General features: G+C 39.0%; 24 protein-coding genes. All 24 read right to left on the reverse strand.

The annotated features are described in order from the left end of the window. Positions 1–113: 113 nt before the first annotated feature. Positions 114–893: an RNA polymerase sporulation sigma factor SigG gene (sigG, locus tag EM808_RS01485; RefSeq protein ID WP_127734777.1), complete on the reverse strand. Its 780-nt coding sequence runs from the start codon at positions 891–893 to the stop codon at positions 114–116. Positions 894–1,167: 274 nt separating this feature from the next. After that, entirely contained in the window at positions 1,168–1,887 is a 720-nt protein-coding gene (gene sigE / locus EM808_RS01490) for an RNA polymerase sporulation sigma factor SigE (protein ID WP_127734780.1), read from the reverse strand. A 43-nt stretch (positions 1,888–1,930) separates the two neighbouring features. Continuing rightward, a complete protein-coding gene (spoIIGA, locus tag EM808_RS01495) occupies positions 1,931–2,875 on the reverse strand; it encodes a sigma-E processing peptidase SpoIIGA (RefSeq protein ID WP_127734783.1) in 945 nt (314 codons plus the stop codon). A gap of 307 nt (positions 2,876–3,182) precedes the next feature. Then, the gene (gene ftsZ / locus EM808_RS01500; RefSeq protein ID WP_127734786.1) at positions 3,183–4,334 is read right to left on the reverse strand and encodes a cell division protein FtsZ; all 1,152 of its coding nucleotides are present in this window, start codon (positions 4,332–4,334) and stop codon (positions 3,183–3,185) included. A 107-nt stretch (positions 4,335–4,441) separates the two neighbouring features. Further along, positions 4,442–5,731 (reverse strand): cell division protein FtsA, encoded by a 1,290-nt coding sequence (gene ftsA, locus EM808_RS01505; RefSeq protein WP_127734790.1) that lies wholly within the window; start codon positions 5,729–5,731, stop codon positions 4,442–4,444. Between the two features lie 142 nt (positions 5,732–5,873). Further along, positions 5,874–6,242: a small basic family protein gene (locus EM808_RS01510; protein ID WP_127736638.1), complete on the reverse strand. Its 369-nt coding sequence runs from the start codon at positions 6,240–6,242 to the stop codon at positions 5,874–5,876. Next, positions 6,242–6,970 (reverse strand): DUF881 domain-containing protein, encoded by a 729-nt coding sequence (locus EM808_RS01515; RefSeq protein WP_225314727.1) that lies wholly within the window; start codon positions 6,968–6,970, stop codon positions 6,242–6,244. The genes EM808_RS01510 and EM808_RS01515 overlap by 1 nt, the downstream gene beginning before the upstream one ends. 53 nt (positions 6,971–7,023) lie before the next feature. Continuing rightward, positions 7,024–7,725: a DUF881 domain-containing protein gene (locus EM808_RS01520; RefSeq protein WP_127734793.1), complete on the reverse strand. Its 702-nt coding sequence runs from the start codon at positions 7,723–7,725 to the stop codon at positions 7,024–7,026. Next, complete coding sequence (locus EM808_RS01525) at positions 7,715–8,488, reverse strand: cell division protein FtsQ/DivIB (protein WP_127734797.1); 774 nt, start codon at positions 8,486–8,488, stop codon at positions 7,715–7,717. The genes EM808_RS01520 and EM808_RS01525 overlap by 11 nt, the downstream gene beginning before the upstream one ends. A gap of 241 nt (positions 8,489–8,729) precedes the next feature. After that, positions 8,730–9,824 carry an undecaprenyldiphospho-muramoylpentapeptide beta-N-acetylglucosaminyltransferase gene (gene murG / locus EM808_RS01530; protein ID WP_127734800.1) on the reverse strand — a complete coding sequence of 365 codons (1,095 nt, stop codon included), beginning with the start codon at positions 9,822–9,824 and terminating at the stop codon, positions 8,730–8,732. 460 nt (positions 9,825–10,284) lie between these two features. Next, positions 10,285–11,385, reverse strand: a complete 1,101-nt coding sequence (spoVE, locus tag EM808_RS01535) for a stage V sporulation protein E (RefSeq protein ID WP_127734802.1) — start codon at positions 11,383–11,385, stop codon at positions 10,285–10,287. Between the two features lie 141 nt (positions 11,386–11,526). Continuing rightward, a complete protein-coding gene (gene murD / locus EM808_RS01540) occupies positions 11,527–12,879 on the reverse strand; it encodes a UDP-N-acetylmuramoyl-L-alanine--D-glutamate ligase (RefSeq protein ID WP_127734805.1) in 1,353 nt (450 codons plus the stop codon). Positions 12,880–12,882: 3 nt separating this feature from the next. Then, positions 12,883–13,857, reverse strand: coding sequence for a phospho-N-acetylmuramoyl-pentapeptide-transferase (gene mraY / locus EM808_RS01545; protein WP_127734808.1), 975 nt, complete (start codon positions 13,855–13,857; stop codon positions 12,883–12,885). Beyond that, positions 13,854–14,285 carry a hypothetical protein gene (locus EM808_RS01550; protein ID WP_127734811.1) on the reverse strand — a complete coding sequence of 144 codons (432 nt, stop codon included), beginning with the start codon at positions 14,283–14,285 and terminating at the stop codon, positions 13,854–13,856. Before EM808_RS01550 ends, mraY begins: the two co-directional genes overlap by 4 nt. Further along, positions 14,282–15,754, reverse strand: coding sequence for a UDP-N-acetylmuramoyl-L-alanyl-D-glutamate--2,6-diaminopimelate ligase (locus EM808_RS01555; RefSeq protein WP_127734814.1), 1,473 nt, complete (start codon positions 15,752–15,754; stop codon positions 14,282–14,284). Before EM808_RS01555 ends, EM808_RS01550 begins: the two co-directional genes overlap by 4 nt. A 216-nt stretch (positions 15,755–15,970) precedes the next feature. Beyond that, positions 15,971–17,884 (reverse strand): stage V sporulation protein D, encoded by a 1,914-nt coding sequence (locus EM808_RS01560; protein ID WP_127734817.1) that lies wholly within the window; start codon positions 17,882–17,884, stop codon positions 15,971–15,973. A gap of 143 nt (positions 17,885–18,027) precedes the next feature. Further along, entirely contained in the window at positions 18,028–20,187 is a 2,160-nt protein-coding gene (locus EM808_RS01565; RefSeq protein ID WP_127734820.1) for a penicillin-binding protein, read from the reverse strand. 3 nt (positions 20,188–20,190) lie between these two features. Continuing rightward, entirely contained in the window at positions 20,191–20,547 is a 357-nt protein-coding gene (gene ftsL / locus EM808_RS01570; protein WP_127734823.1) for a cell division protein FtsL, read from the reverse strand. Between the two features lie 19 nt (positions 20,548–20,566). Continuing rightward, positions 20,567–21,499, reverse strand: coding sequence for a 16S rRNA (cytosine(1402)-N(4))-methyltransferase RsmH (gene rsmH, locus EM808_RS01575; RefSeq protein WP_127734826.1), 933 nt, complete (start codon positions 21,497–21,499; stop codon positions 20,567–20,569). A gap of 37 nt (positions 21,500–21,536) precedes the next feature. Then, positions 21,537–21,968: a division/cell wall cluster transcriptional repressor MraZ gene (gene mraZ, locus EM808_RS01580; RefSeq protein WP_127734829.1), complete on the reverse strand. Its 432-nt coding sequence runs from the start codon at positions 21,966–21,968 to the stop codon at positions 21,537–21,539. A gap of 238 nt (positions 21,969–22,206) precedes the next feature. Continuing rightward, positions 22,207–23,841 carry a bacillithiol biosynthesis cysteine-adding enzyme BshC gene (gene bshC / locus EM808_RS01585; protein ID WP_127734832.1) on the reverse strand — a complete coding sequence of 545 codons (1,635 nt, stop codon included), beginning with the start codon at positions 23,839–23,841 and terminating at the stop codon, positions 22,207–22,209. Positions 23,842–24,022: 181 nt separating this feature from the next. Further along, positions 24,023–24,415 (reverse strand): DUF3397 domain-containing protein, encoded by a 393-nt coding sequence (locus EM808_RS01590; protein WP_127734835.1) that lies wholly within the window; start codon positions 24,413–24,415, stop codon positions 24,023–24,025. Next, entirely contained in the window at positions 24,415–25,338 is a 924-nt protein-coding gene (locus EM808_RS01595; protein ID WP_127734838.1) for a ketopantoate reductase family protein, read from the reverse strand. Before EM808_RS01595 ends, EM808_RS01590 begins: the two co-directional genes overlap by 1 nt. 276 nt (positions 25,339–25,614) lie before the next feature. Beyond that, the gene (locus EM808_RS01600; RefSeq protein ID WP_127734841.1) at positions 25,615–26,178 is read right to left on the reverse strand and encodes an RsfA family transcriptional regulator; all 564 of its coding nucleotides are present in this window, start codon (positions 26,176–26,178) and stop codon (positions 25,615–25,617) included. Positions 26,179–26,299: the final 121 nt, after the last annotated feature.

Below are 26,299 nucleotides of genomic sequence, written 5' to 3' on the forward strand. Positions count from 1 at the left end.
ATGCAAGGAAAGCCTTACTAAAATATATGTTGTCCTGATGATAATTAGCATGGAAAAATCGCTATAAAAAAAGAAAAACTGCCGAGAATTCGGCAGTTTTCTTATTGGTAATATTAGCTTTGAATGTTTTTATTCATTTGTTTAATAGCAGCTTTTTCTAATCTTGATACTTGAGCTTGCGAGATACCTATTTCATCAGCAACTTCCATTTGTGTTTTCCCTTGAAAAAATCGCTTTCTCAATATAAGTTTTTCTCGATCATTCAATCTTCGCATACCTTCCTTGAGAGCGAGCTCCTCGACCCACTGGATATCCTTGTTTTTTTCGTCACTTAACTGGTCCATGACGTAAATTGGATCTCCACCATCATTATATATCGGTTCAAAGAGTGAAACTGGATCTTGAATAGCATCCAATGCGAATACAATATCCTCATGTGGAATATCAAGCTCTTTTGCGATTTCCTCCGCTGTTGGCTCTTTTGATGTTTTACTCATCAATCGCTCCCTGACTTGCAATGCTTTATAAGCTATATCCCTTAAGGACCTGGAAACTCTTATCGGGTTATTATCGCGCAAGTATCGGCGAATTTCACCAATAATCATCGGGACAGCATAGGTGGAAAACTTTACGTTTTGACTTAAATCAAAATTATCAATAGATTTCATTAGACCGATACAACCAACTTGAAATAAGTCATCGACAAACTCACCTCTGTTATTAAACCGTTGGATGACACTCAAAACGAGGCGAAGATTACCATTTACGAGACTTTCTCTTGCGGAAATATCTCCCTTATGCATTTGCTTGAAGAGCTCTCTCATTTCTTCGTTTTTTAATACTGGAAGCTTAGATGTATCCACACCGCAAATTTCTACTTTATTTCGAGTCAATCTATTTCCCTCCTCACAGGAGCTGCTGTACAAAAAACAGTATCTCCTTGAGCAGGAAAAATATGCATAAGCTATTTCCATCCTAAACCAAATTACAGGAAGCAAACACCGCCAAAAAACAATCACAACAATACTTTTCTACAATAATAATTTTTAAAAAATATTTTTGTGCAGCGTTGTATAAGCAAAAAAATATGCCAGCTAATTTCATTTTAAAAGAAGATAAATTCTCCCGTTAAAATTTAAATTCGGCTGACATATTTCTAATAAGGCATTAAACCATTTTATTAAATTCCTTCTGCAGTCTCTTAATAATTCTTTTTTCAAGTCTTGAGATGTAAGACTGAGATATGCCGAGCATATCAGCAACATCCTTTTGTGTCTTTTCCTCACCTGTTCCAAGACCAAAACGAAGCTCCATGATTTGTTTCTCTCTTTTAGATAGCTGATGCAATGCTCTAATAAGCAGCTTCTTATCAACACTCGCATCAAGATCCTTTGTTATTATATCTTCCTCTGTTCCCATCACATCTGATAAAAGGAGCTCATTTCCGTCCCAGTCGATATTTAGCGGTTCGTCAAAGGATACCTCTGATCGTATCTTATTATTCCTTCTTAAATACATCAAGATCTCATTTTCAATACATCTTGATGCATATGTAGCAAGCTTAATTTTCTTCTCAGGATTAAATGTATTAACAGCTTTAATTAATCCGATTGTGCCAATGCTTATTAAGTCCTCGATATTAATTCCTGTGTTCTCGAATTTTCTCGCAATATAAACAACTAGCCGCAAATTACGTTCAATTAAAATAGATCTTGCTGCCTGATCGCCTTCTGGCAGCTTTTGCAGCAATTCTTCCTCTTCTTCCTTGCTTAATGGGGGAGGCAATGCTTCGCTTCCGCCAATATAAAAAACTTCATCTGTTTTCAAACCTAATTTCATTAAGAGCTTATACCAGTAGTAGGTTAAGCGAAGCTTTAATTTTTTCATAATTGTCCTCCTTCTAAATGATGTGTCAATAGAGTATAGTATATTAACTGACCATTCCACGTTTGACTTCATTGATTTTGTTGCCTGTCAGCATCTTCGGATGAACAATGCATGAAAATGCGTCATCAGATGAAAGCTGCTGTCTCGTAAAGGAAATCAGCCCTTTTTCCACTATGAAGCTTCCTTCTTTATTTTCAATGATAAGCTCTTCAGGTTTGATGGCAATCATGAGCTGGTGCTCCTTCCCCATAACTTTATATGGGATAATCCGCATTCTATATTGCCAATCATCATTAAGCTGTACCTTTCCATGAATAATGGAATCAGAATCATCAACAATTTCATTAAGCTCTTTCGGGATATCTGTTGCTTTCATCGCATTAATGGAGACAAACATGACAGGTACACGCGAAATCGGATCGTATACTTGGTTACCACTGTCAACAAGCCCTTTCAATGAGAACTCCATGCCGGCAATTTGAAACTTCACTTGAACAATTTCGTCATATTTAATTTTCGTAATTTCCATGCTTTCCACATTCTTTTTAGAAAAATGCCAGGCTGCAGGAAAACCAAGCAACACAAACAGCCAACTGATAGGATCGCCAAAGCCTTTAACACTAGCAAGCAGAACAGAAGTAGATAATTGAAAATCAAATTGAATAAAATAATGTGAGCCAATTAAAACTCCGCCAATAAGAAATGTCACAAAATAAAATGTCATTAATCCGCTGAGATAATAGCGGAGTCTTTTATAACCAAAAACAGTCAAAACCATTACGCAAGAGAACAGTAGCTTAGAGATTGGATGACTTGTATAGATATGATATGGAGTGACAGCCAAGAGGATGATAATTGATCCAATCAGACCACCGCACAGCACTCTCCACAGCTTTATATTTCTCTTTAGGATGATGGCTGTCAAATAGAGCAGCAAGCTGTCAAACAGGAAATTCAGCAGCCATATTACATCTAAATAAATGGCCAAGCATGTAAGCCTCCTTCCTAAAGTTTTATGGCAAAATTTTAGCTTGCTCATCTAACTCTATTAATCTGTTACGAAAAAGTATAACCTACCACACAAGGAAAGTGTGTCACTTCCTGTAATCAAAAAAACAGAAATTTTCCCTATTATCAACAGATTTTGTCACTATTTCTTGCCTTATGCGATGAGTCGTTCTAGCAATGAATTGTCAGTTTTTTGGGGGGGAGAATTAGAAAGGTTTAAGAGGTCTTTTTATTTCCCAGGCTATTAAATACAAAAAAAATGAGCGGGAAATAACTCCCGCTCATTTTTATCTTCTGCGATTTCGGTTACGCAAAAATGTTGGTATATCAAGTGTATCTTCACCTGTTTGAATATTATTATTGCGAACAGGCTCTTTTACATTATTGTTAGGAGACTCTTCACGCTTCACTTCACGTGAGCCTACAGGGCTGCTTGACGGCTTCATATTGTTTAAAGAAGGTCTTGCAGAAGAAACTGGCATTGTATCTTGATTGAAACCTGTCGCAATTACTGTAACGACAATTTCATCTTTTAAGTTTTCGTTAATTACAGAACCGAAGATCATGTTAACATCTTGGTCAGATGCAGAAGCGACAATATCTGCTGCTTCCTGTACCTCGTAAAGACTTAGGTTAGATCCGCCAGTAATGTTCATCAGCACACCTTGTGCTCCATCAATAGATGTCTCAAGCAATGGAGAAGATATTGCCTTTTTCGCTGCTTCAGCAGCACGGTTTTCACCTGATGCTACGCCGATACCCATCAATGCAGAACCTTTGTTAACCATGATTGTTTTCACATCGGCAAAGTCAAGGTTGATTAATCCTGGTGTAGCGATAAGGTCAGAAATACCTTGGACACCTTGTCTTAATACGTTATCTGCTTCTCTGAATGCTTCAAGCATCGGAGTGCTCTTATCAACAATCTCAAGCAGACGGTCATTTGGAATAACGATTAATGTGTCTACAGCTTCTTTAAGAGCAGAGATTCCACTTGCTGCATGTGTAGAACGTTTGCGCCCTTCAAATGTGAACGGTCTTGTTACAACACCAACAGTCAATGCGCCAATATCTTTTGCAATTTGCGCAATAACAGGAGCTGCACCAGTTCCAGTTCCACCGCCCATGCCTGCAGTAACAAATACCATATCAGCTCCTTTAAGAGCTTCTTCAATTTGTTCCTTACTTTCTTCTGCTGCTTTTTTACCCACATCTGGGTTAGCACCGGCACCTAAACCTCTAGTTAATTTGCCGCCGATTTGCATTTTTATTTCTGCTTTTGACAAGTTAAGTGCCTGAGCGTCTGTATTTACCGCAATAAACTCGACTCCTTGAACACCATGCTCAATCATGCGATTGACAGCGTTGTTTCCGCCGCCACCGACTCCAATTACCTTTATTACAGCTAATGAATCTATATTTGTATCAAATTCTAACATGACAAATCCTCCTAATTCGTCGATATTCAGCAGTATCGAACTGTCCGCGTCTCAATCTTGGTGATATGGAGTAAACATACCATTTTAATTGTTATAATGTTTTTAACTTAATCGAAAAAGTATCCCATAAATTTTTTAAGCTTTGATGGGCCTTTTTCGACAGGCTGCTTTTCATATGATGCTTTTGGCGGAGCCTGTTTTGGCGCTCTTTTTTCCTTTGGTTCACCAACAGCAACCGGTTCTGCATGATGGATATTTCCACCTTGCAGCTTATTGTTCTTGTAGGAGAACTTAATTAAACCAACAGCAGTTGTGTATTGAGCTTCCCTAACACCAATATAATCAGGTATCGCAATACGGACCCGATTTTGGAAAACCTCTTGTGCAAGCTCTAAAATACCTTTTGTGCCAGCGACACCTCCGGAAAGAACAAAACCGCCCGGAAGATCATATACTCCTAATCTTTCAAGCTCGTCCATCACTAGGTCAAACATTTCTTCCAATCTTGCTTCAATGATGTCGGCAAGCTCCAATTGGTTGAACTGCTGGTGCTGGTCGCTCCCGATGATCGGGACACTGAAGACCTCTTCCTCTGATGCATGGTTGTAATAAGCATAGCCGTATTTAACCTTTATTTTCTCTGCATCTTCGGTTGTTGTGCGCAAACCAATGGAAAGATCCTTTGTAATATGATCTCCGCCAATTGGCAATACGCTTGTTTTTTTCAAGAAGCCATTTTCAAAAACGGCAATCGTCGTAGAACCGCCTCCAATATCAAGCAATGCCACTCCGAGGTTTTTTTCATCTTTAGACAGCGCGAAGGAACCAGCGGCAAGAGGCTGTAATGTAATATCAACAATCTCCAAACCTGCTTTTTCCACACAGCGAAGCGTATTATGTAGTATCGTCTTGCTGCCTGTAATAATGATTCCTTCCATTTCTAGGCGAACGCCTATCATCCCGCGAGGATCTGTAATTTCATCTAGACCATCCACAATAAATTGCTTAGGAATAATGTCGATTATTTCCTTCTCTGGCGGAATGGAAACAACTTGCGCTGCATCCTTTACTCTCAATACATCTTCTATTGTGATTTCACGATTTTCACTTGAAACTGCCACTACTCCATGTGAAGGCTGCAAGCTTACATGATTTCCCGAAACGCCAACAATCACTTGTTTAATTTCTACACCAATCATTCTTTCCGCTTGTTCAATAGCTCTTCGTATGGAATGAACGGTTTCATCTATATCAACAATAGAACCCTTCCTCAACCCTTCAGAAGGTACGATGCCTACTCCAATAATGTTTAAGGACTCATTAATCATTTCGCCAATGATTACTTTCACGCTGGATGTACCGATGTCTAGACTTACATAAAATTCATTGCTGTTCATTCTCGGGCACCTCCTTTTGCTTTTTAAAAATAAGTGAACAACAGCTATTCTCTTTTAAGCGAATGTTAAGCTTTAATGAATAAAATATCCCTATTAATATATTATTATTAAATAATTCGCCAAAACTAATATATTCCCTTTTTTATGAATGATTTTTTTCAGTTTTTTCTCTTTTATTTTCCCACTTTGTCAAGATGATTCTCCTAATGACTGCGATATTTTGAAACAGCCTTACACCGAAGGCAAATATGGCAGCTAAATATAAGTCTACACCAAGATGAACACCGAGAAAAGCTAAACTTGCTGCAAGGAGAATATTAAAGAAAAAACCTGATACGAATACCTTTTCATCGTATATATTTTGCAGGTGGGCCCTGATGCCACCAAACAAGGTATCAAGTGCTGCAAGCACAGCTATTGATAAATAATTGGCATATTCATCAGGTACCGTTATATCTGTCAGCAGGCCAAGTGAAATGCCGACAATAAGCCCAAATATAGGCAGCCACATCAAGAACCGCCTCCTTCTTCATTTCCAGCAGGCTTTATATACCGAATCCTTAAATTGTTCTCATATGCAGGAATCGATATTTTTTGCTGTGGTTTTTTTACATCAAGCAATAAGTCTTCAATGAAGAAATCGTCTGCAGACCTAGATACCTTCATGCGATTATAAAGCTGCTCGGCACTGTTTTTGTCTGCTGCTATCACTTTGATTGTCAATGGCAGGCCGTCAACTGGATAGCCATCCATCTTAATCTCCCCATTGATGTCCCTGATGACAGATGTATTTATATACCGATGCTCGGCAATGGAAATTTCCTTTGCCCCATATTGGTTTAGCTCGTTAATCAGCCTTTTAAGCAAATCTGCCGAAATGGAGCCCTGCTCTTCTCCCATGAGCAAATCCGGGCTGACGGACTGAACATTTATGATAATTCCGTACCCGTTTTTTTCTGTCAAGCCTATTTCGTCCTTAAGCTCGTCGATTGTTTCTTGTAGAAGCTCTTCTTTAGTCTGTGAGCTGTCGTTTTTATACTCGTCCACCTTTTGGTTTGCTGTACGGATTTCACTCAACAGCTTAAGCTCCGTTTCCTTTTCTTTAAGAAGCGCTTGTTTCAGTTCCCACGTATCCCTTGTGTCCCGAACCTTCGGCTTCTTAACTGTCTGAAATTGAACGGCAAGCATAAAACCAATAACTAGTGTAATTATTGTCATAGTGAAAAGTTTTTTATTCACGCCTTCACCATACTTCCATACAAAATAATCGGCATTTAAACCTTACTTTTCACTTAATTTGTTCTGAGCGCATCCATTTTAATAGTATCCTTTTTTTCAAGTGTAAACTTGATGTTTTCATTTACAAGTGTATCCTTCACGCCACCTTTAATATTCAATGCTCCATCCATTACCTCGCTGTCGCCAATTGCTGTTACAACAAACGGAGCAGGATATTGATTTCCATCGATCTCAATGACAGGACCATTGCAAAGAATATAAGAATCATGAGACAGTCGCTGGCCATTTATGCTGATGGCTGTAGCACCTGAAACATATAGTTCATTCACCACCTGAAAGATGTGGTGCTCATGGACCAGATAATTGTTCACATTGTCATCATTTGGATTATAGTTTCCGTCCTCCAACGTCACTTGAACGCCTTTTCCTTGAACCGGCATCTTCCCTAAGTACATGCGGTAATTGTTTGCATCTTCTGCCAAGTTGTAATAAGAATCAGCCTTAGTGGATAGTTCTTTCTCATAGTCCGATAGTTCTTTTTGCGCTTGCTCTAAATCTATAAAAAGCTGATTATTTTTTTCTTCCTGATCAATTAGCTCGTTTCGCAATGAGAGATCTCGGTCGAACTGGCTGTCACTCAACTTATTTTTGTCCTTGTCTGCTTGTGCCACCTGAAAGGCAAAGGCGACAATAAACCCTAGTACAAGAAAAACAAACGAAAAGATTACATGACTTCCCTTTCGTTTATTCTTCACTTTGTTCTTCCCCTTCTGATCCGTATTCCTTGAAATAGGAACCTACCTCCAAATCGATAATCCCTCTTTTCTTAGGATCTAATTGACTGACTATCGACGGGTAATGCTCCATTTTTTCTGCAAACGTACTTAAGGAGGCTGCAACCTCAAACCCATCATTCATGAAGATATTAATGTGGTAAGAATCCGTTTTTTTCGGAGTATAATGAATCTCAGAGATGGCATTATACACACCAGTCGGAAGTTTTTTCAGTTCCTTGACCGTTTTCTCCAATGCTTTATCATTGTCAAAATCCATAATGAGCGGTGCATCATATGGTGTTGATTCTGAGCTTCTTTCCTCTAGCTTTGCTCCGCTTTCAATGATTGGAATGTATTTACTGCCGCTTACCATGTAAGCGATCCGTTTGTACTCTTCCACTTTAATATGGACGATGTTGGGAAGTTTTATCGAAACAGAGGACGTTTTAATTTCAGGCAAGGCATTTAGCTTCTTTTCAATCTTGTCCTTTTTTATTGTCCAAATGTTTGTTGAAGAATTTATACCGCTGATTTTCTCTATTTCATCTTCCGTATACAATATGTTTCCTGTCACGACCGTTTGTTTCACATTGCTTAATGGTGACTGAAAGTAAATAATGCATCCAATGAGGAGGAAAAAGAGCATGAGCAGAAATATGAGGCGTTTGTTTGCTTTCTTCCTTCGCTGCTGTTTTAATTTAGGAATTCTATCTTCAATGGAAACAATCTTCCCTTTTTCCAAGTAACCACCTCTAATTTGAGAAAGTACGCACAAATCTTGCTACCATCTCATAATTACTTATTATATATCGGTTTTAACCAGTTTTTTTTCAAGAAAAAATAGTAAGTTTTGATCACTTTATTAAATAATACATAAAGTCATGCTTTTCTGGCTAAATAAACCTGATAGCTCGTTTTGATTATAGCATCCGCTAAAAATTTGTTGAAGAAAAACTGGGGAGAAAAAACACTCCCGCCCAGCTTTATTTTTTCACTACATCCTGCATCACTTTAAACAGTCTCATGGCTGCATCTGGAATACCAAGCTCAAGAGAGGCGTTTTTCATGCTTTGCAGTTTTTCTGGCTTCAGCATTATTTCGTCTATCTCTGACACAAGATTTTCGCCATTTAATTCACGTTCTAACAGCAGTTTTGCTGCACCATTGTTGGTAAGTGAATGGGCGTTTTTCTCCTGATGATTATTGGTCACATAAGGACTCGGAATCAAGATACTTGGAATTCCCAGAGATGTTAGCTCAGCCAAAGTTGTTGCTCCTGCTCTTGCTACAGTTAAATCTATTCCTGCAAGAACTTCAGGCATATTGTGAACAAATGGCTTTATGATAACATTTTCAGGATTTCCAACCTTCTCCACTTCCTTTTTCACTGCTTCATAATGCACCTCACCAGTGACGTAAAGAACCTGATATGATTTCTTTCCGAATTCAGGGAGTGCAGAAATAACTGCATCATTAATAGGTCTAGCTCCCCTGCTGCCTCCAAAGATCAATACTGCCGGATCTTTTAGCTTTAGCCCTGCAGACAGTTTGCCTTTAATCGCATCCTGATTTAGTACTTCAGACGCACGCGGATTCCCTGTTAGGACTACTTTCTCCTTCGGGAAAAACTGCTCTGCCTCGGCAAAGCATGTTGCTACTTTATCCACATATTTGCTTAAAAATTTATTAGTTAAACCAGGTACACTGTTTTGTTCATGGATGATTGTTGCTATGCCCATTTTTGCTGCAGCATACACAACAGGTCCACAAACATAACCGCCAGTGCCGATTACAACATCTGCTTTAAATTCCTTCAGGATTTTTTTACATTTATTCACACCAGAAATGAATCTCCAAACCGTTTTCAGGTTTTCAGGCGAGAGCTTTCGTTTAAATCCAGTAATATGTATCGCTTTAAATGGGATATCTTCACGACGCACCAATTTACTTTCTAAGCCTGCTTCAGTTCCTATGTACAAGAATTCAACATCCTTGACTTCCTTTTGTATCTCACGGATTAAGGCAAGTGCTGGATAGATATGTCCTCCTGTACCACCACCGCTAACCACTATTTTCATTTTCCCACCTCATAACGCGTACTTGTTCTTGTTGAAAAGCGCTTCATACGATTTCAAATCTACTTTATTATAGCTTTATTTATGAAAAACAGAAACTATCTTCTTTTAAAATTTCGGAGGATTTTACTTAAAGCCCAAACTAGATGTTCCCTATTGTACTATATTTTAAACCTGTTCGTACAATTACATAAAATTGAAAACAAACTGTAATACATTTTTGCAGGATACTGCCTGACTCTTTTTCGAATATTTTTCCGTAAATGTTCTTACTTATCAAGCATTTGGAGATGCATTTGTCTTCTCCCTCCCCTCCCCTCTTCTAAAGTCTTACTGAAATAATTGTTATCGAATGATTATAATAATGAATTGTATGAAGATTTTAAATTGATTTTCTCCCTATAAAAATAAAAAAAGGAGGGCTTTAAGCCATCCTCTCCTACGTGTTGCTTTTTCTCTTTTTTTAATATCTTGAATAGCGGCTCACATTCAATAGTACCCCGATTGCTACAAGCATCAATGTTAAGGAAGATCCACCATAGCTTAAAAACGGCAATGTAATCCCGGTAACTGGCATTAAGCCTGTCACAACTCCGATATTAATCATAACCTGAATGGCTACCATGGCAATAATTCCTACAGCAAGCAAACTCCCAAATAAATCTTGTGCTCCAAGGGCAATCCTGATGCCTCTCCAAAGCAGTAAGGAAAACAGCAAGAGAATAAGGGAACCTCCGATAAATCCAAGCTCCTCGGAAAGAATCGCAAAAATGAAATCCGTTTGTGGTTCAGGCAAGTAAAAGAACTTTTGCCTGCTCTCCCCCAATCCTAATCCAAATAATCCTCCTGGACCAATTGCATATAACGACTGAATGATTTGAAATCCGCTGCCAAGAGGATCTGACCACGGATCAAGAAATGAAGTGATCCGTTTTATCCTGTAAGGCGCCGAAGCAACAAGGCCTACAAAGCCTGCCAGACCAATCAGGCCAAGAAAAACGAAATGGCGAATTCTTGCCCCTGCGATAAAGATCATCACAACACTTGTCCCAACCATAACCGTGCCAGTTCCTAAATCTGGCTGAAGCATGATCATACCAAATGCCAAAAATACGATACCTAAAGCAGGCAGTAATCCCTTTTTAAAGGAAGTGATTTTTTTCTGGTTCTCTGAAAGAAATTTTGCCAAGAAGGCAATCATCGCCATCTTCATGAATTCTGAGGGCTGAATGGAAAACGCACCAACCCCGATCCAGCTTCGCGATCCATTGCGGACATTTCCGATTCCCGGAATCAAGACGAAAACCAACAAGACAAAACACACAATAACGATAAGCTTAGCCCATGTTCTCCAAGTCCAATAATCAATATTCATGATAAAAAACATGGCGATAATCCCGACTCCAGCAAAAAGCATCTGTCTTTTCGCAAAAAAGAAGGAATCATCAAATTTGTAATCCGCCCATACAGCACTTGCACTGTAAACCATGATAAGTCCTATCGCTAGTAGTGTAAACGTGATGATGATTAGGAATATATCGGGAGTTGTTTTTTTTGTCGGCACCTTTACCACACCTCGAGTTGCAAGTATTTGGGCTTGCTTCTAACCGAGAATAACGGTTGACAGATTTATCCCCACAAGGAGATTATAAATCCCCTTGTGAATCATCATTTTCCGATTGAAACGATGGATGTAAACAAGCCCTTATTTAAGCTTATGCACCGCTTCTATAAAAATGTCTCCTCTGACTTCAAAAGTTTTGTATTGATCCCAGCTTGCACATGCTGGTGACAGAAGGATAACATCGCCCTCCTCTGAAAGCTGGAAAGCAGCCGGTACAGCTTTGTCCACATTATCGACACGTTGGATAGTTTTTATTCCTGCTTCGATTCCGATTCTTTCAAGCTTATCTGCTGTTTGGCCAAATATAATCATTGCTTTAACATTTTTTAAGGAAGGAATCAGTTCATCAAATTCATTTCCTCTGTCTAAGCCTCCAGCAAGAAGAATTGTCGGCATATCGAACGCTGCAAGAGCATTTTCGGTAGCAAGAATATTCGTTGCTTTGGAATCATTATAAAAACGTCTGCCTTTAATTTCATCAATGAATTGCAGTCTGTGCTTCACACCTTTAAATGTACTTAAAACACGATGAATGCTCTCATTGTCAACACCTGTCAGCTTTGCAGCAGCAACTGCTGATAGAATGTTTTCTAGATTATGCGCCCCTGGCAGAACGATATCCTTCACATCCATTACCTTTTCATCATGGAAATATATTGCACCTTCTTTTACAAATGCACCAAATTCCAGCTGCTTGACTGTTGAGAACGGGATGATATTCGCCTTGCTTCTGCGCGCAATATTCATAACCACTTCCTGCTCTACATTCACGATTAAATAATCAGTTGCATCCTGATTTCTTGTGATATTCCCTTTGGCGTGTGCGTATTCTTCCCTTGTGCCATGGTAATCAAGATGGGCATCATAAATATTTGTAATGATTGCCACTTTTGGTTTGAATTGATCAATACCCATAAGTTGGAAGGAAGAAAGCTCAATAACAATTTGATTGTCCTTTTCAGCTGTTTGTGCAACATCAGAAGCTACTGTGCCGATGTTTCCAGCAATCAAAGGCTTTTTGCTTGCTTGCTCTAGCATGTCAAACAAAAGGGTAGTTGTTGTTGTTTTACCATTTGAACCGGTAATAGCCAAAAAAGGAGCCTCGGAAACCTTATATGCAAGCTCTACCTCTGTAATAATCGGGATTCCCTTCTCGACAGCTCTTTCTATCATTGGGTTATAATATGGGATTCCCGGGTTTTTTACGATTAATTGAAAGCCTTCATCCAAAAGCTCAACAGGATGACTGCCGCAAATAACAGTAATTCCTTGTTCTAGCAAGCCTTGTGCCTCTGGGTTTTCGTCAAGTGGCTTGCTGTCATTCACTGTTACAAATGCTCCTAATTTGTGCAAAAGAGAAGCGGCGCTGACGCCACTTTTCGCAAGACCTAAAACAAGTATTTTTTTATGATGATATTCTGTGATATGTTTCATTGTTTATAACCACACCTCAATATAAATTCCTAGTGCTGCAAATAGTAAACCTACGCTCCAAAATGTTACCACGACTCGCCATTCAGACCAGCCTACAAGCTCATAATGATGGTGCAGCGGGCTCATTCTAAATATTCTTCTTCCTGTTGATTTAAAGGAGATAACTTGAAGAATTACAGATAATGTTTCAATGACGAAAACTCCACCGATAAGAATCAGTAATATTTCCATTTTAGTCAATATCGCAATAGCGGCTATTGCTCCTCCAAGCGCCAGCGAGCCTGTATCACCCATAAATACCTTCGCAGGATGGGCGTTAAATACTAGGAAGCCAAGGACTGCACCGACAATTGCCACAGAGAAAATACTGATTTCAAACTGTGACTGACTCCATGCAAGAACAGCAAATGCGCCGAAGCTTATTGCAGAAGTTCCGGATACTAATCCGTCCAAACCATCTGTCAGGTTGATCGCATTTGAGAAGCCTACAAGCCAGAACACGATAAATACAACATAAAACCACCCAAGATCAAAAGATTTATCAATCAGCGGAATAGTAATGCTTGTTGAAAAATCATTTTGCATTAACACGAAATAAAAGATGACAGAAATGACAATTTGGCCTAAAAGCTTTTGTCTTGACGTCAAACCTAGGTTCCTTTTCATAACGACTTTAATAAAGTCATCCAAGAAGCCTAATAATCCGAAGCCTAACATTACAAAGAGCAGCATATATGTCTTCATTGTCGGCTCTGTGAATTTATAAGTCATTACCAATGTTGTAACAACAACAGATAATAAAATCATCAAGCCTCCCATTGTAGGAGTACCTGATTTTTTCTGATGAGATTTCGGGCCTTCCTCCCTAATGCTTTGTCCGAATTTCAGCCTTCTCAAGAAGGGAATAAAGACGGGAGATAGAAGAACCGTAATTAAAAAGCCTAATATAATCGTAAAGAATATTACTTTCTCCATCATGCTCGTTCCCCTCCCATCTCATTATTTGCTAACAAGGTTTTAATTACAGCTCCATCATATGTTTCTAAAGCCGTTTCACTTGAATCTTTTGCATAAATAAATTTAGCTTGCTGTTGTCCATTTAAGTTTTGTTCATATAGTTCAATCATTTTATATAAGCCCTTCTTTATATCATTTGTATAGAATATTGGAAAATGGTTTGGTGTATAGGATGGTATCTCTTCATTTTTGTCCCAAATTGCCCCTATTGCACCATTGGCGATAGCTGTTAACAAATCACCGGAATCTTTGCCATACACAGGTGCAAATAGTCCTTTCGCCTGCTTTTCATCACTGAAAAATGAGACGGTCAAAAAGCTGATTTCTTCATTTGCATATCCTTTTGCTTCAGGAATTACCTGCAAAATGGTTTTATAGGACAGCGTCATTTTTTCACTCCTAATATAGCCTCTCTTGCAACAAGGCGGTCATCAAAGTCAAAAGTTTGTGCTCCTACTTGTTGATATGTTTCATGTCCTTTTCCAGCGATTAAGATGACATCATTAGCATTTGCGTTTTTAACCGCATATTCAATCGCTTCTTTCCTGTCGGCAATCACCTTATATTCCTTGCCGACAACGCCTGCTTCCATATCCTTCAATATTTGCAGTGGATCCTCACTTCTAGGATTGTCACTCGTAAATATCGCATGTTTTGCATACTTACACGCAATATCAGCCATTAATGGACGTTTCGTTTTATCCCTGTCCCCGCCGCAGCCGACAATCACATGAATATCGCCTTCTGCGAACTCCTTAATCGTGACAAGCGCATTTTCAAGACTGTCAGGTGTATGAGAATAGTCAACGATAACTGAAAAATCCTGGCCAGCATCTACTGTCTCAAATCTTCCAGATACTCCTTTAACAGATTCAAGTGCTGTAATTGCTGTTTCCATTGGTATCCCGCTCACAAATGCTGCAGCAATGCTCGCCAATGCATTATACACACTGAACTTACCGACCATTTTCAATGCAACAGGAAATCTTCCAGCAGGTGTTATTAATTGAAACTCTGTCCCGGCTGAGGTGATATGTATATCCTTCGCCATTATGTCTGCTTCTTTATCAATCCCATATGTGACGACAATCGCAGCTGTCAGTTTTTCATATTCCTCACTTGCAGCATCATCTTTGTTCAAGACAGCAAATTTTGGAGCTTCTTGTGAATATACATTTCCTAGTCTTGTAAACAGCAATCCTTTTGCTCGTCTATACTCATCCATCGTTCCGTGGAAGTCAAGATGATCCTGTGTTAGATTAGTAAACACAGCAATATCATAGTCACAGCCAAACACTCTTCCCTCGGATAATGCATGCGAAGAAACTTCCATAACAGCAGTTTCAACCTTTTTTTCTGCCATTTGGTGAAAAATCTTTTGTAATGTGACTGCTTCTGGTGTCGTATTTTTCGTTTCTTGAATCTCATTGTCAATTTTGGTATACATCGTCCCAATGATGCCTGTTTTCTTGTTAGCCTTTTGCAGGATTGTTTCAATCAAATGACTTGTAGTCGTTTTGCCATTTGTACCTGTTATACCAATTAAATTAAACTTTTGTGTAGGATGATCATAGAATGCGTCAGCAAGGATGCTGCTCGCCTTTTTAGTATCCTTCACGATAATAACAGGTATAGGCAGCTCTGCTGCTAATTCTCTTTCTGCAAGGATTGCTGCAGCACCTGCTTCAAATGCCTTTTGCGCAAAATCATGACCATCTACTGTGAAGCCTTTAATGCAGATAAACAGGCTTCCCTGAACCACTTTTCTGTTATCATTTTCGATAGAAGTGATTTCTGCATCTTTTCCATTATATAAAGCATATGGCCCTAAGCTTTTTAATAGTTTTTTTAACTGCATGGTTTTAAATCCTCTTTTCTGTAAATCCATATGTATTCATTTTATTCATAAATACTAATATTATATCAAATGCATAACCATCTTTTGAATTGCATTTTTTCTTAGCGTTTATATTTTACATGATAAAAAGGAATTGCGCCATGGTGTTCCTATTTTTCTGCTATATAACGAAAAATAAAGGCGGCGAAAGTGCCGCCTTTATTGGAAAAGGTTTGGTCAATTATTATAGTACAAACGGATAGTAGAGCCGTCCTTTACTTTTGTTCCTGGTTCTGGAGACTGCTTGATAACAGTATCACCACTGCCGCTCGGCTCAATTTTCAGATTAAGGAAAACTTCACTAATCTCTTTTTTCGTAAGCCCGACTAAGTCAGGAACTTCGATGAGCGGATTTTCTGGGTATTTATACTCTTTTTCCAGCTGTCCCTTTCGCTCCTTCACTCCTAACGCACGAAGACTGTCCCCCATTATGCTGCCGACAATTGGAGCTGCAACAACTCCACCAAATTGCACTGTACCCTTTGGATTATCGACAGCCACATAGACGACTAGCTCCGGATCGTCGGCAGGTGCGAAACCTATGAACGAAACAATGAAATTATTTTCTAAATATCTACCGCCAGAGGCTTTTTGAGCTGTCCCTGTCTTACCGCCGACACGGTATCCTTCAACAAAGGCTTTGCCTCCTGACCCTTGTGCAACAACACTTTCTAAAGCTTCTCTGATTTTTTTGGAGGTAGCTTCAGAGATTACCTTCCTTTTTGCCACAGGCTCTTTCTTCATGATGACCTCACCTGTGCTTGGATCAATCAGCTCGCTTGCCACATATGGGGTGTATAAGGTTCCGCCATTAATGGCTGCTGATAATGCCGCCACCTGCTGAATAGGCGTTACAGCAACCCCCTGTCCAAATGCTGTTGTCGCAAGCTCGACAGGTCCGACCCTATTTAGGTTAAAGAGTATTCCTTTTGACTCTCCTTGAAGATCAATGCCTGTTTTCTCTCCAAAACCAAAGTTCTTTATATATTTGAACAATGTGTCTTTGCCAAGCTTTTCTCCCAATGATACAAATCCTGGGTTACAGGAGTTTTGGACGACTTCCAAAAATGTCTGTGCCCCATGGCCGCCCCGTTTCCAGCATTTCAGCTTTGTTCCATCTACATCTGCATAGCCTGGATCATGGAATGTGTCCTTTTGCAAATCTACCTTCCCTTCCTCCAGCGCAGCTGCTAATGTGATAATCTTAAACGTTGAACCTGGCTCATATGCGCTCCATATTGGCAGGTTCCTGTTATAAACCTCTGATGAAACATTTTGAAAATCTGCCGGGTCAAAGCCAGGCCTGCTTGACATTCCTAGTATCTCGCCTGTTTTTGGATTCATGGCGATGGCGATAATACTGTCTGGATCATATGTCTGTTCGGCAATATCAAGCTCCCGCTCAATAATAGTCTGCACTTTCGTGTCAATGGTCAGCTTCAAATCATTACCATTTACAGGCGCTTCATAATCGTCTGCCATATCATTCATTCTTTGTCCTTTAGCGTCAGAATAATATTGTACAGATCCTTTTGATCCCTTCAGTTCATCATCATATTCTAGTTCCAAGCCAATTAAGCCTTGGTTATCAATCCCAGCAAATCCTAATACATGTGACAGATAGTTTCCATACGGATACGATCTTTTCGAGTCCTCGCCAATATATACGCCGTCAATATCAAGTGCTCTTACCTTTTTCGCCTTTTCATGAGAAATTTTCCTGCCTTCAGGTAATCTAACGCTCATTTCCTTTTGAATCAATTCCTTATATATTGTCTGCTTGTCCGCTTCTAACACTGCTGCAAGCTGCTCTGCAGCTGTTGCCGGGTCCTTAATTTGCCGTGGTACAACGTATACTGTTGGAGCACTAATATTCGTTGCTAACGCTACACCGTTCCTGTCGACAATTTCGCCTCTCTCCGGCTCGAAGGAAATTTGTCTGCTCCACAGGCTTTTCGCTTTACTCGTCAATTCATCTCCAAGAAAGAACTGTACATAACCTAGCCTCAAGTCAATAATCAGAAAAATAGCAATACCCGCTATTAAAGCAATCGTCAACCGCTTACGAACGGTCACGTTTGAAACACGCATGAATTTGGAACCTCCTTTTTCTATGGCTCGTTCCAATATATGCTTGTACACACCCATTTAGAATCAAATCTATTGAAGGTGCGTATCATTTACCGTACATTTACATAAAAAAACAGGCCCATTTTAAACGGGCCTGCTTGCTGTTATTCTGGTTTTTTCAATGTAATGGTTAAAGTATCATTTTCTTTAACCGTTTTACCCGCTTTTATGCTTTGTTGTGTAACATAACCGTTGCCATTCGTTTTCAGCTTCAACGACTGGAGATCTGTCACTTTCAAAATATCACGCATGGACCAGCCCTTCATATCTGGCACTGTCCCTTTGCCATCTGTCTTAACGACGATTTTTTCACCTTCCAAATAGCTTTCGCCTTTGGCAGGGAGTTGATCTATAATTGTACTGCCATCTCCTGTGACAACCAAATCCAGCCCAGACTTCTTGAGCTCCGATTTCGCCTCAGATGTGCTTAAACCAGTTAAATTAGGAACTTCCACTGTTTTAAGAGAGCTGTCAGCAGTTGGCTGGACCTCCATGTACTGAAGACTGCTTTTCATAACAGAAGTGAAGATTTCTGCAACAGGATCAGAGCCTGTTTGTGTTTCCTTTAACTCCGGCTGCTGTACGGCAACATACATCACAAGCTCTGGGTCATCCTTTGGCGCCATTCCCATAAAGGAGAATACGTAGTTGCTGCTGCCAGTCAAATAACCGCCGCCGCTTTTTGGAATGGAGGCTGTGCCTGTTTTCCCAGCAACACTGTACCCATCAATACCGTATTTTTTATAGCCAGTTCCATTCGGACTTGTTATAACGGTTCCCAATATGTCACGAACTTCCTTAGCCGTATCGGCTGATATCGGTGTGCCGACAACTTCTGTTTTCACTTGTTTAATCACTTTGTTTGTATTTGGGTCAACAATCTTGTCAATCACATGCGGCTTGACCATTTTGCCATCATTAGCAATTGCCGTTACCGCTTGTATTTGCTGTATAGGCGTAAGTGCCGTTCCTTGACCATAAGCTGTCGTGATTTTTTCGACAGGCCATGTGAAGGCAATCGAGCTGTTTGCTTCATGTGGCAAATCAATGCCTGTCTTTTGGTCAAGACCAAATTTCGTAATGTATTCCCTTAGCTTCTCAAACCCAAGCTGTTCCTTTGCTATTTTCGCAAAAGCGACATTAGATGAGCGCTGAACACCTTCTAAATAGGTGATGGATCCCCACCCAACCCCATTATGGTCGTGAATTGTTTGCGAATTTTTTGTTACCTTATAGGAGCCTGAATCATACTTGGCATTAGCATTGAATTCCCCTTCTTCTATCGCAGCTGCCAATGTGAATATTTTCATCGTGGAGCCTGGCTCATAGGAGGTTTCAATCGCCTCATTATGCCATGTTGAATTAATTCCCTCCAATGTTTCCGGATCAAAGCTTGGACGTTGGCTCATTGCTAAAATCTCGCCTGTTTTTGGGTTTGCAACAATGGCAATCATTTTTTTCGGATTATATTTATCCTGCACCTTTGACATCGTATCCTCTAAAAAGGATTGGATTTTCTTATCTAATGTTAAATAAACATCATCACCATTTTGTGCAGGTGTTATATCTTCCTCTGAATCAGGGAGGATGTAGCCCCAAATATCTCGTTTATAATTAAGTGTTCCATCTGTTCCTGTAAGAAGATTATTTAAGGTTTCCTCGATTCCGAGTTTTCCTGTAGCCGTGTATTTTCCTGTTGCTTCATCTTCCTTTTCCTCCACATAGCCGATAACATGTGAAGCGAATGTCCCGTTCGGGTAGAAGCGTTTTTTCCCTTCTACAATCAACACTCCAGGAAGCTTTAAATTTTCAATCTTTTTCTTTGTTTCATAAGAAAGGTTTTTGCCGGCATTTCCAAATTCAACCTGCTTTGCCCCTTCCTTTGTTAAGATTCTATAAATATCTGATTCTTCCAAATCAATATATTTAGCAAGCTCATTTGCTGTTTTCTCTGCATTTACCACATGCAATGGATGTTCAGGATCATTTTTGCTCAATGAGCTGTCTGTTACTGCTACAAGCTTATAAGATGAAGCATCCTCTGCAATCACGTCTTTATTTCTGTCATAAATCGTTCCTCTTGATGCTTCTAGTACCATGGAGGAGCTGTATTTCTTTTCTGCTTCCTTTGCCAACACCTCACCAGACACTTTTCCTGTTGATTGGATGACAGCAAACCGAACGAACAAAATAAAAAAGAGCAGACAGAAAAATAAAAACAAGATGGCTGCTCCAAGGTTAATATTCTGCTGCTTTTTCAACATTTTTTATTGCACAACCTTTACATTATCTTTGCTGAAATCAAGGCCAAGTTTTTCTGCGACTTCCCTAATTCTTTCAAAGCTGCTCAAGTCCTTAACTTCTATATCCAATTCCTTATTGGACTTTTCAAGCTTGGAAATGGAGCCCTCTGCAATCTGGATGTCCTTGTTCACTTGATAAATTTCTGCTTGGTTACTGACAATCTTCACACCGCCAAAACACAGCAGTGCGACGAATGCAATCCCGATCAGCTTTTCTCCAGGAGATAATAATGATTTAGTCTGCTTTAATACCTTTTTAACTGTTTGTTTTTCTTCATGCTGAAACTGTTCCTGCTGAAGCTTTCGCGCTAAATTGCTCATTTGTATACCTCCTAAAGTCTTATAATTTTTCTGCTATGCGAAGCTTCGCAGATCTTGCCCTGTTATTTTCTTCAAGCTCTTCATCAGACGGAACAATCGGCTTTCTAGAAACAAGCTTCAGTTCTGGCTGGAACTCAGCTGGAATTATCGGTAGTCCTGGCGGTAAATCAGGCAGATCACTCGCCTTTTTGAAAGCAGCTTTACAAATTCTATCTTCAAGGGAATGGAAGGTGATGACACTAATTCTTCCTCCTTGATTTAACAAAGATATAGCTTGTCCAATTGAATCCTCAAAAACGCCTAGCTCATCATTTACTGCAATTCTTATTGCTTGAAAAACTCGTTTTGCTGGATGTCCGCCTTTTCTTCTTGCAGGTGCAGGAATGGCATCCTTAATCAATTCAACAAGTTCACCTGTTGTTTCAACAGGCTTTGTTTCTCTTGCCGCTTCAATCTTGCGAGCAATTTGCTTGGAAAACTTCTCTTCCCCATAACGGAAAAATATTCTGACTAAATCCTCGTATTTCCAATTATTCACAACATCGTATGCAGAAATATCAGCATCACTGTCCATTCTCATATCGAGGGGAGCATCATGATGATAACTGAAGCCTCTTTCTGGTGTGTCGACCTGCGGAGAGGAAACACCTAAATCGTAAAGAACACCATCCACACTTGTAATACCTAGATTATGTATTTCTTCTTTAAGATTACTGAAGTTGCTTTTGACGATTGTCAGCTTGTCTTTATAACGCTCAAGCTTTTTCTCTGCATTCATAATCGCTGTCTCATCCTGGTCAAATGCAATTAATCTGCCTTTGTCGGATAGTTTGGATAGAATCAGCTCACTGTGACCTGCTCCACCAAGTGTACAGTCGACATAAATGCCATCTGGTTGTATATTTAAGCCGTCAACGGCCTCATTCAGCAATACTGTAGTATGTTTAAACATGTTGTCCACCTGTCTATAGATTTTTCAAAAAACGTTTTTAAATATCAAACCCAATCATATTTTCTGCAATTTCTGCAAAAGAATCCTCAGATTCAGAAAAATAATCTTCCCATAGGGATTTACTCCAAATCTCGATACGATTTGATACGCCTAAAATAACACATTCCTTCTCAAGCTTTGCATATTGCATTAAGGGAGAAGCAATATTAATGCGCCCTTGTTTATCAAGCTCGCAATCTGTGGCTCCTGAAAAAAAGAACCGGGTAAATGCCCGAGCATCTTTCTTTGTTAAAGGAAGGGCTTTTAATTTCTCTTCTATTATTTCCCATTCTGATAGTGGGTATCCGAATAAGCATTGATCAAGTCCGCGGGTTAATATAAAGGTTTCACCTAAATGCTCCCTAAATTTTGCAGGTACGATCAAACGACCTTTAGCATCAACATTATGATGATATTCGCCCATAAACATACCTGTTACCCCCACTTTCTAACCTCAATGTACCACAATCCCCCACTTTCCACCACTGATAAATAAATTCTATCTGGATTATTCATTTCCTGCAAGAGATATCCTAGTTTTTTTAAAAGCAAATTTTGCATATTCGCCTTTTATTTCGGCAGTTTTACTTATATATTGAAGTAAAATGTTTGATTTTGCCTGATAAACGCAAAAAAAGCTGCCCTATTTAACAGGACAGCTTCAAATATTACATTTTAACGACCTTATGTGTGCCATCAAACTCCATTGGCAGCATAAGTACGTCTTCAAGAAAATCTAAACCAAAATGATTTAAGAAGTAGAATACATTCCACACGCGTTCCTGAGGTATACCATCAGGTCTTATACATCGTTCAATGCGATTAAACTTACTTAAAATCACTTCATGCTTATTCTTAAGTTCTAATTCTACCTTCTTAGCAAGAAAATCAACTTGATTTTGCAGTAGACTCTCATTCTTTTTAAGTATTGGAAGCAAGCCTTTCATATCATTTTCTATCTCACCCTGTAAATCCGTGTATTTATCGGCAATATCCTGCTTTAGCTGTGTGAGCAGCAAATCCACTTTCTCATTACTTACAGATGCCAAAAAGGCATTGCAGGCTTCTTCTGTACCTGATTTAATCACATCAGATAATTCTAACCCTAGTTCCTCCAAATCAGCCTCCACACATCTTTCCAGCAAGGTAATGTTTAGACGTGGGACAATTGGCGGCATTTTGATGCTCATTTGTTCAAATGCTTGTTTTAGTTCAGCCCAATAAGCTATTTCACCAGGCCCGCCTATGAATGCTAGTGTCGGAAACAGCAAATCCTGCATAATCGGTCTTGTTACCACATTATTGCTTAGCTTGTGGGGAAATTCACTGGCGATTTCCTTAAGCTCAGCCGCAGTGAAATGCACCGATTGATCCTTGCCAACAAACTGCTGCTTTTCTTCATCATATGTAAGCAGAATTCTCTCAGAATTGTCCTCATCATAATAGAATAAGTTAACTGGATTTTCGCTCATTTCAATAACAGTTGCATAGCCGCTTTCCTTAACCAATGATTGCTGCTTGCTGACTGCTTCACCAATTTCTTTAAATTGACTGATTTGATTCAAGAATATTTCTTTCTCAAGCGTCCGTAAATCTTTATTTCCTGAATCGACAATAAGCAAGCCAAACTTAGAAAATAGCTGCATCACTAAATAGCTGAAGACATCGACAAATGTCTCAGATGCTTCAGCCGCTTCCTTAACTAGTGCAAGCAAATGCTTCGAATGCGTTGTTTCTCCATCAGCCTTAATTAGCTTCTCGGCCCAAACTTTAAAAACTTCCTTATCTAATTCAATGTCTGAAGCCATCTTTTTCTCGATTACCCTTTGCGGGTACGTTTTTCTTACCATTTTTTCACTGCCTGGCACAAATACATGATTTACTTCTAAATAATCATGATCCTCGCCCGCAATCCAGAAGACAGGAATGACAGGAATTTTCAGTTCTTTTTCCTTTTTGTCTGCAAGCAGGATAATGCTGATAATTTTATGTATAGAATATAACGGTCCTGTAAGAATACCAGCTTGCTGTCCACCAATAACAACAACACTGTTGTCCTCTCTCAAGCGAGCAATGTTTTGCTGAACTTTGTCTGATTGAGGAAAAGCTCTCATATAACCAGCAATATGATCTGCCAATTCATTTCTCATGAATTGCCTTTTCTCCAGTTCTTTCACTCTTTGTTTGTAGCTCTCATTATCACTATAAGAATAATGATAAAAATTGTTCACTTTATCGACCTGTGATAAATAATCTGTCGCAAACTGATTCCCCGCTGGTAACGAGAGATTTACCATCTCCATTTATGTACTTCCTTTCTTAACAAAAGTTTCAATTATTCTTTGTTTCATAAAGTCCATCGTAATAATCATTGTTTATATAATAACCTAATCTTTACATACATAGAGAGTATAGCACTCTCCATAAAAAAAAGAAAAAGACTTTGCTTAAAAATTGTCTTTTTCTTTTTTTTATGTATTTGTGTTATATACTGAACTGTTTTATTACATAGTAAATGAGTCCATACGCCATCAAAAAAAGGTAAGCACAAAAAAAGAGCAGGAAATTAATTCGCCAAAATCCTCGAAAGACTTTTCGATAGACAATCTCCTGTTTCACCTTCCAATGAAGGATAACCATGAAAACACCAATAAATAGAATAACTAGTAATATATAAGATAACAGCGATTCCCCCCAAATAGAAACAATTAAAAAATGAACGGAGATAATAAAAAAAAGTGTGCTGATATCTAATGCGAAGTTTACGGACAGTCTGTGTTTTTTCGTAATTTGTTTACACAGGATAAATATTAAAAGATAGCATATAATCGGAAACGCTACGAAAAAACTGATGACAGCTGAAGTGAATTGAAACATTAAATCCCCCCTTCCCTTTCTTGCTCCTTGCCTTTAAGCATTTCATAAAATGCTGCTGATAATGGTGCATGCTTGTCCTTCTTTGTAGCCAGTTCCAATACATACCCTAAAATAGCATCAATTTCTGTCTTTCTCCCTAGCTCAAGGTCCTTTAACATGGAGGATTTATTTGCACCTGTTTGCTTAATAACCTTCCAAACATACTGCTTAATTACTGCTTTTTGGTCATTATTCCATTCAAAAATTCCCGTAATTTCCTCCATAAATGGCATGAGAAGACGTTCATAGTGCGCATTTTCAATTAGCTTCCCATTATTAATTTCCAAGATAGTTGTCAACGTATTGACCAAGCAATTCACAACCAATTTCTTTTGCATCATCCAAATTGGGTCTGTCTGCATGTGCAGCTCAAAATTCGGGATACTGCTCTCTGTAAGCCTTTCTCCTATCCTGCTTGGACGATTTCTTCCGCAAAAAGGTAGACTAGCAATTTGGATAGAACCGACTCCAGCATGCCTAATACTCGCTCCATCAAGCTTCATCACACCATGCTCTACTATACCAACATATAATTCTTCCACAGTTAGCTCTTCTATCGCTTGTAAATGTCCCATGCCATTTTGAAGGAACAAAAGTGCACGGATGTCGTTAGACAACTTCTTCACCTGTTTCATGACAGGCTCTAGTTGATACTGCTTGACAGTAATAATAGTGAGGTCACCTGAACCATCCCAATTTTCAAAAAGTTCTACACTGACATATTGCTTTTCCATCTTATCTATAAGTGAAATAGTAAGTCCTTTTTCTCTTAATAGGTCTCTTTGACTTTCCGTCCGAACATATACGGTCACTTTATGTTTTGATGCTAGATAAGCTGCACAAAGCAAGCCGATGGCACCACCGCCGATAATGCTTATTTTCATTACAACACCTTTTTTCCCTGTATACTTAATTGTTCTGTAATATTATCTTAACATTTTCTAGCTAAATTAGTAGCAATTAAGGTAAAAGTACCTATAAATATCGTATGTTAGCCGTTATTTAAGGGCATATGAAATGCATATTGGCTATGTAAAGGAATGTTTGCCCTTTTCTTGGGACAATTCATTTAATGGATTCTTTCGTGAATCTAGACAAATAAACCCCCTTAAACATTTTTAAGTACAAAAGTTTAAAGGGGTGGTTTTATATTATGCACGCTAGGCGTTTTGCTGTTTTTCCTCTTCTTTAAATACAACCATTTTCCGGGCTTTTTCCATCAATTCCACAAGAGCTTTATATGCTTCTTCCATTGTTTGCAGTTCCTTTTGCAGCTTTTGGTTCTCATTATATAGTTCACTATATTTGGCCTCAAGCTCTGCAGATCTTTCTTTCACAGCATCCGTATCGTGATGCTCCTCATACTTTAACGATTTATCGTAAATACTTTTTAAATATTGCAAAATTTCTTCGAAGTCTTTATCCTCTTCAAGTTCAGCAGTGCTTTCTTGCGCAGAAACTTCTTCAATTGGCTCTTCCACGAGAATAAAGCCTTTTTTCAACTGTTTTCGTTGGCTTTTCGCTAACTCTATAGCTGATTTATATTGTTTGCGCACATAAGAGTTCCACCGAAACCCGCATGCAGCACTTGTTCTTGATAGTAGCTTCCCTACTTCTTCAAACGCTTGAAGCTGTGTACCACCCTCTCTAATTAAGCGTAGTACTACTTCAGCTAGCAGTATGTCCTCATCCTTTGACCAAGCATCTTGTCTTGTTGTTGTCATCAGTTAAATCCCTCCTAGTGTTTTTACCATACATATGCATCTACTAGAAAAGATAGACTGATATTTGCTCTTTTAGAAAAAAAAATAATCAATATGCAGCTAGAAAGATAACTGACATGTC

Origin of the sequence: Niallia taxi, from assembly GCF_004005475.1 — a bacterium.
In the GTDB taxonomy this organism is placed as follows: Bacteria; Bacillota; Bacilli; order Bacillales; family Cytobacillaceae; genus Niallia; species Niallia taxi.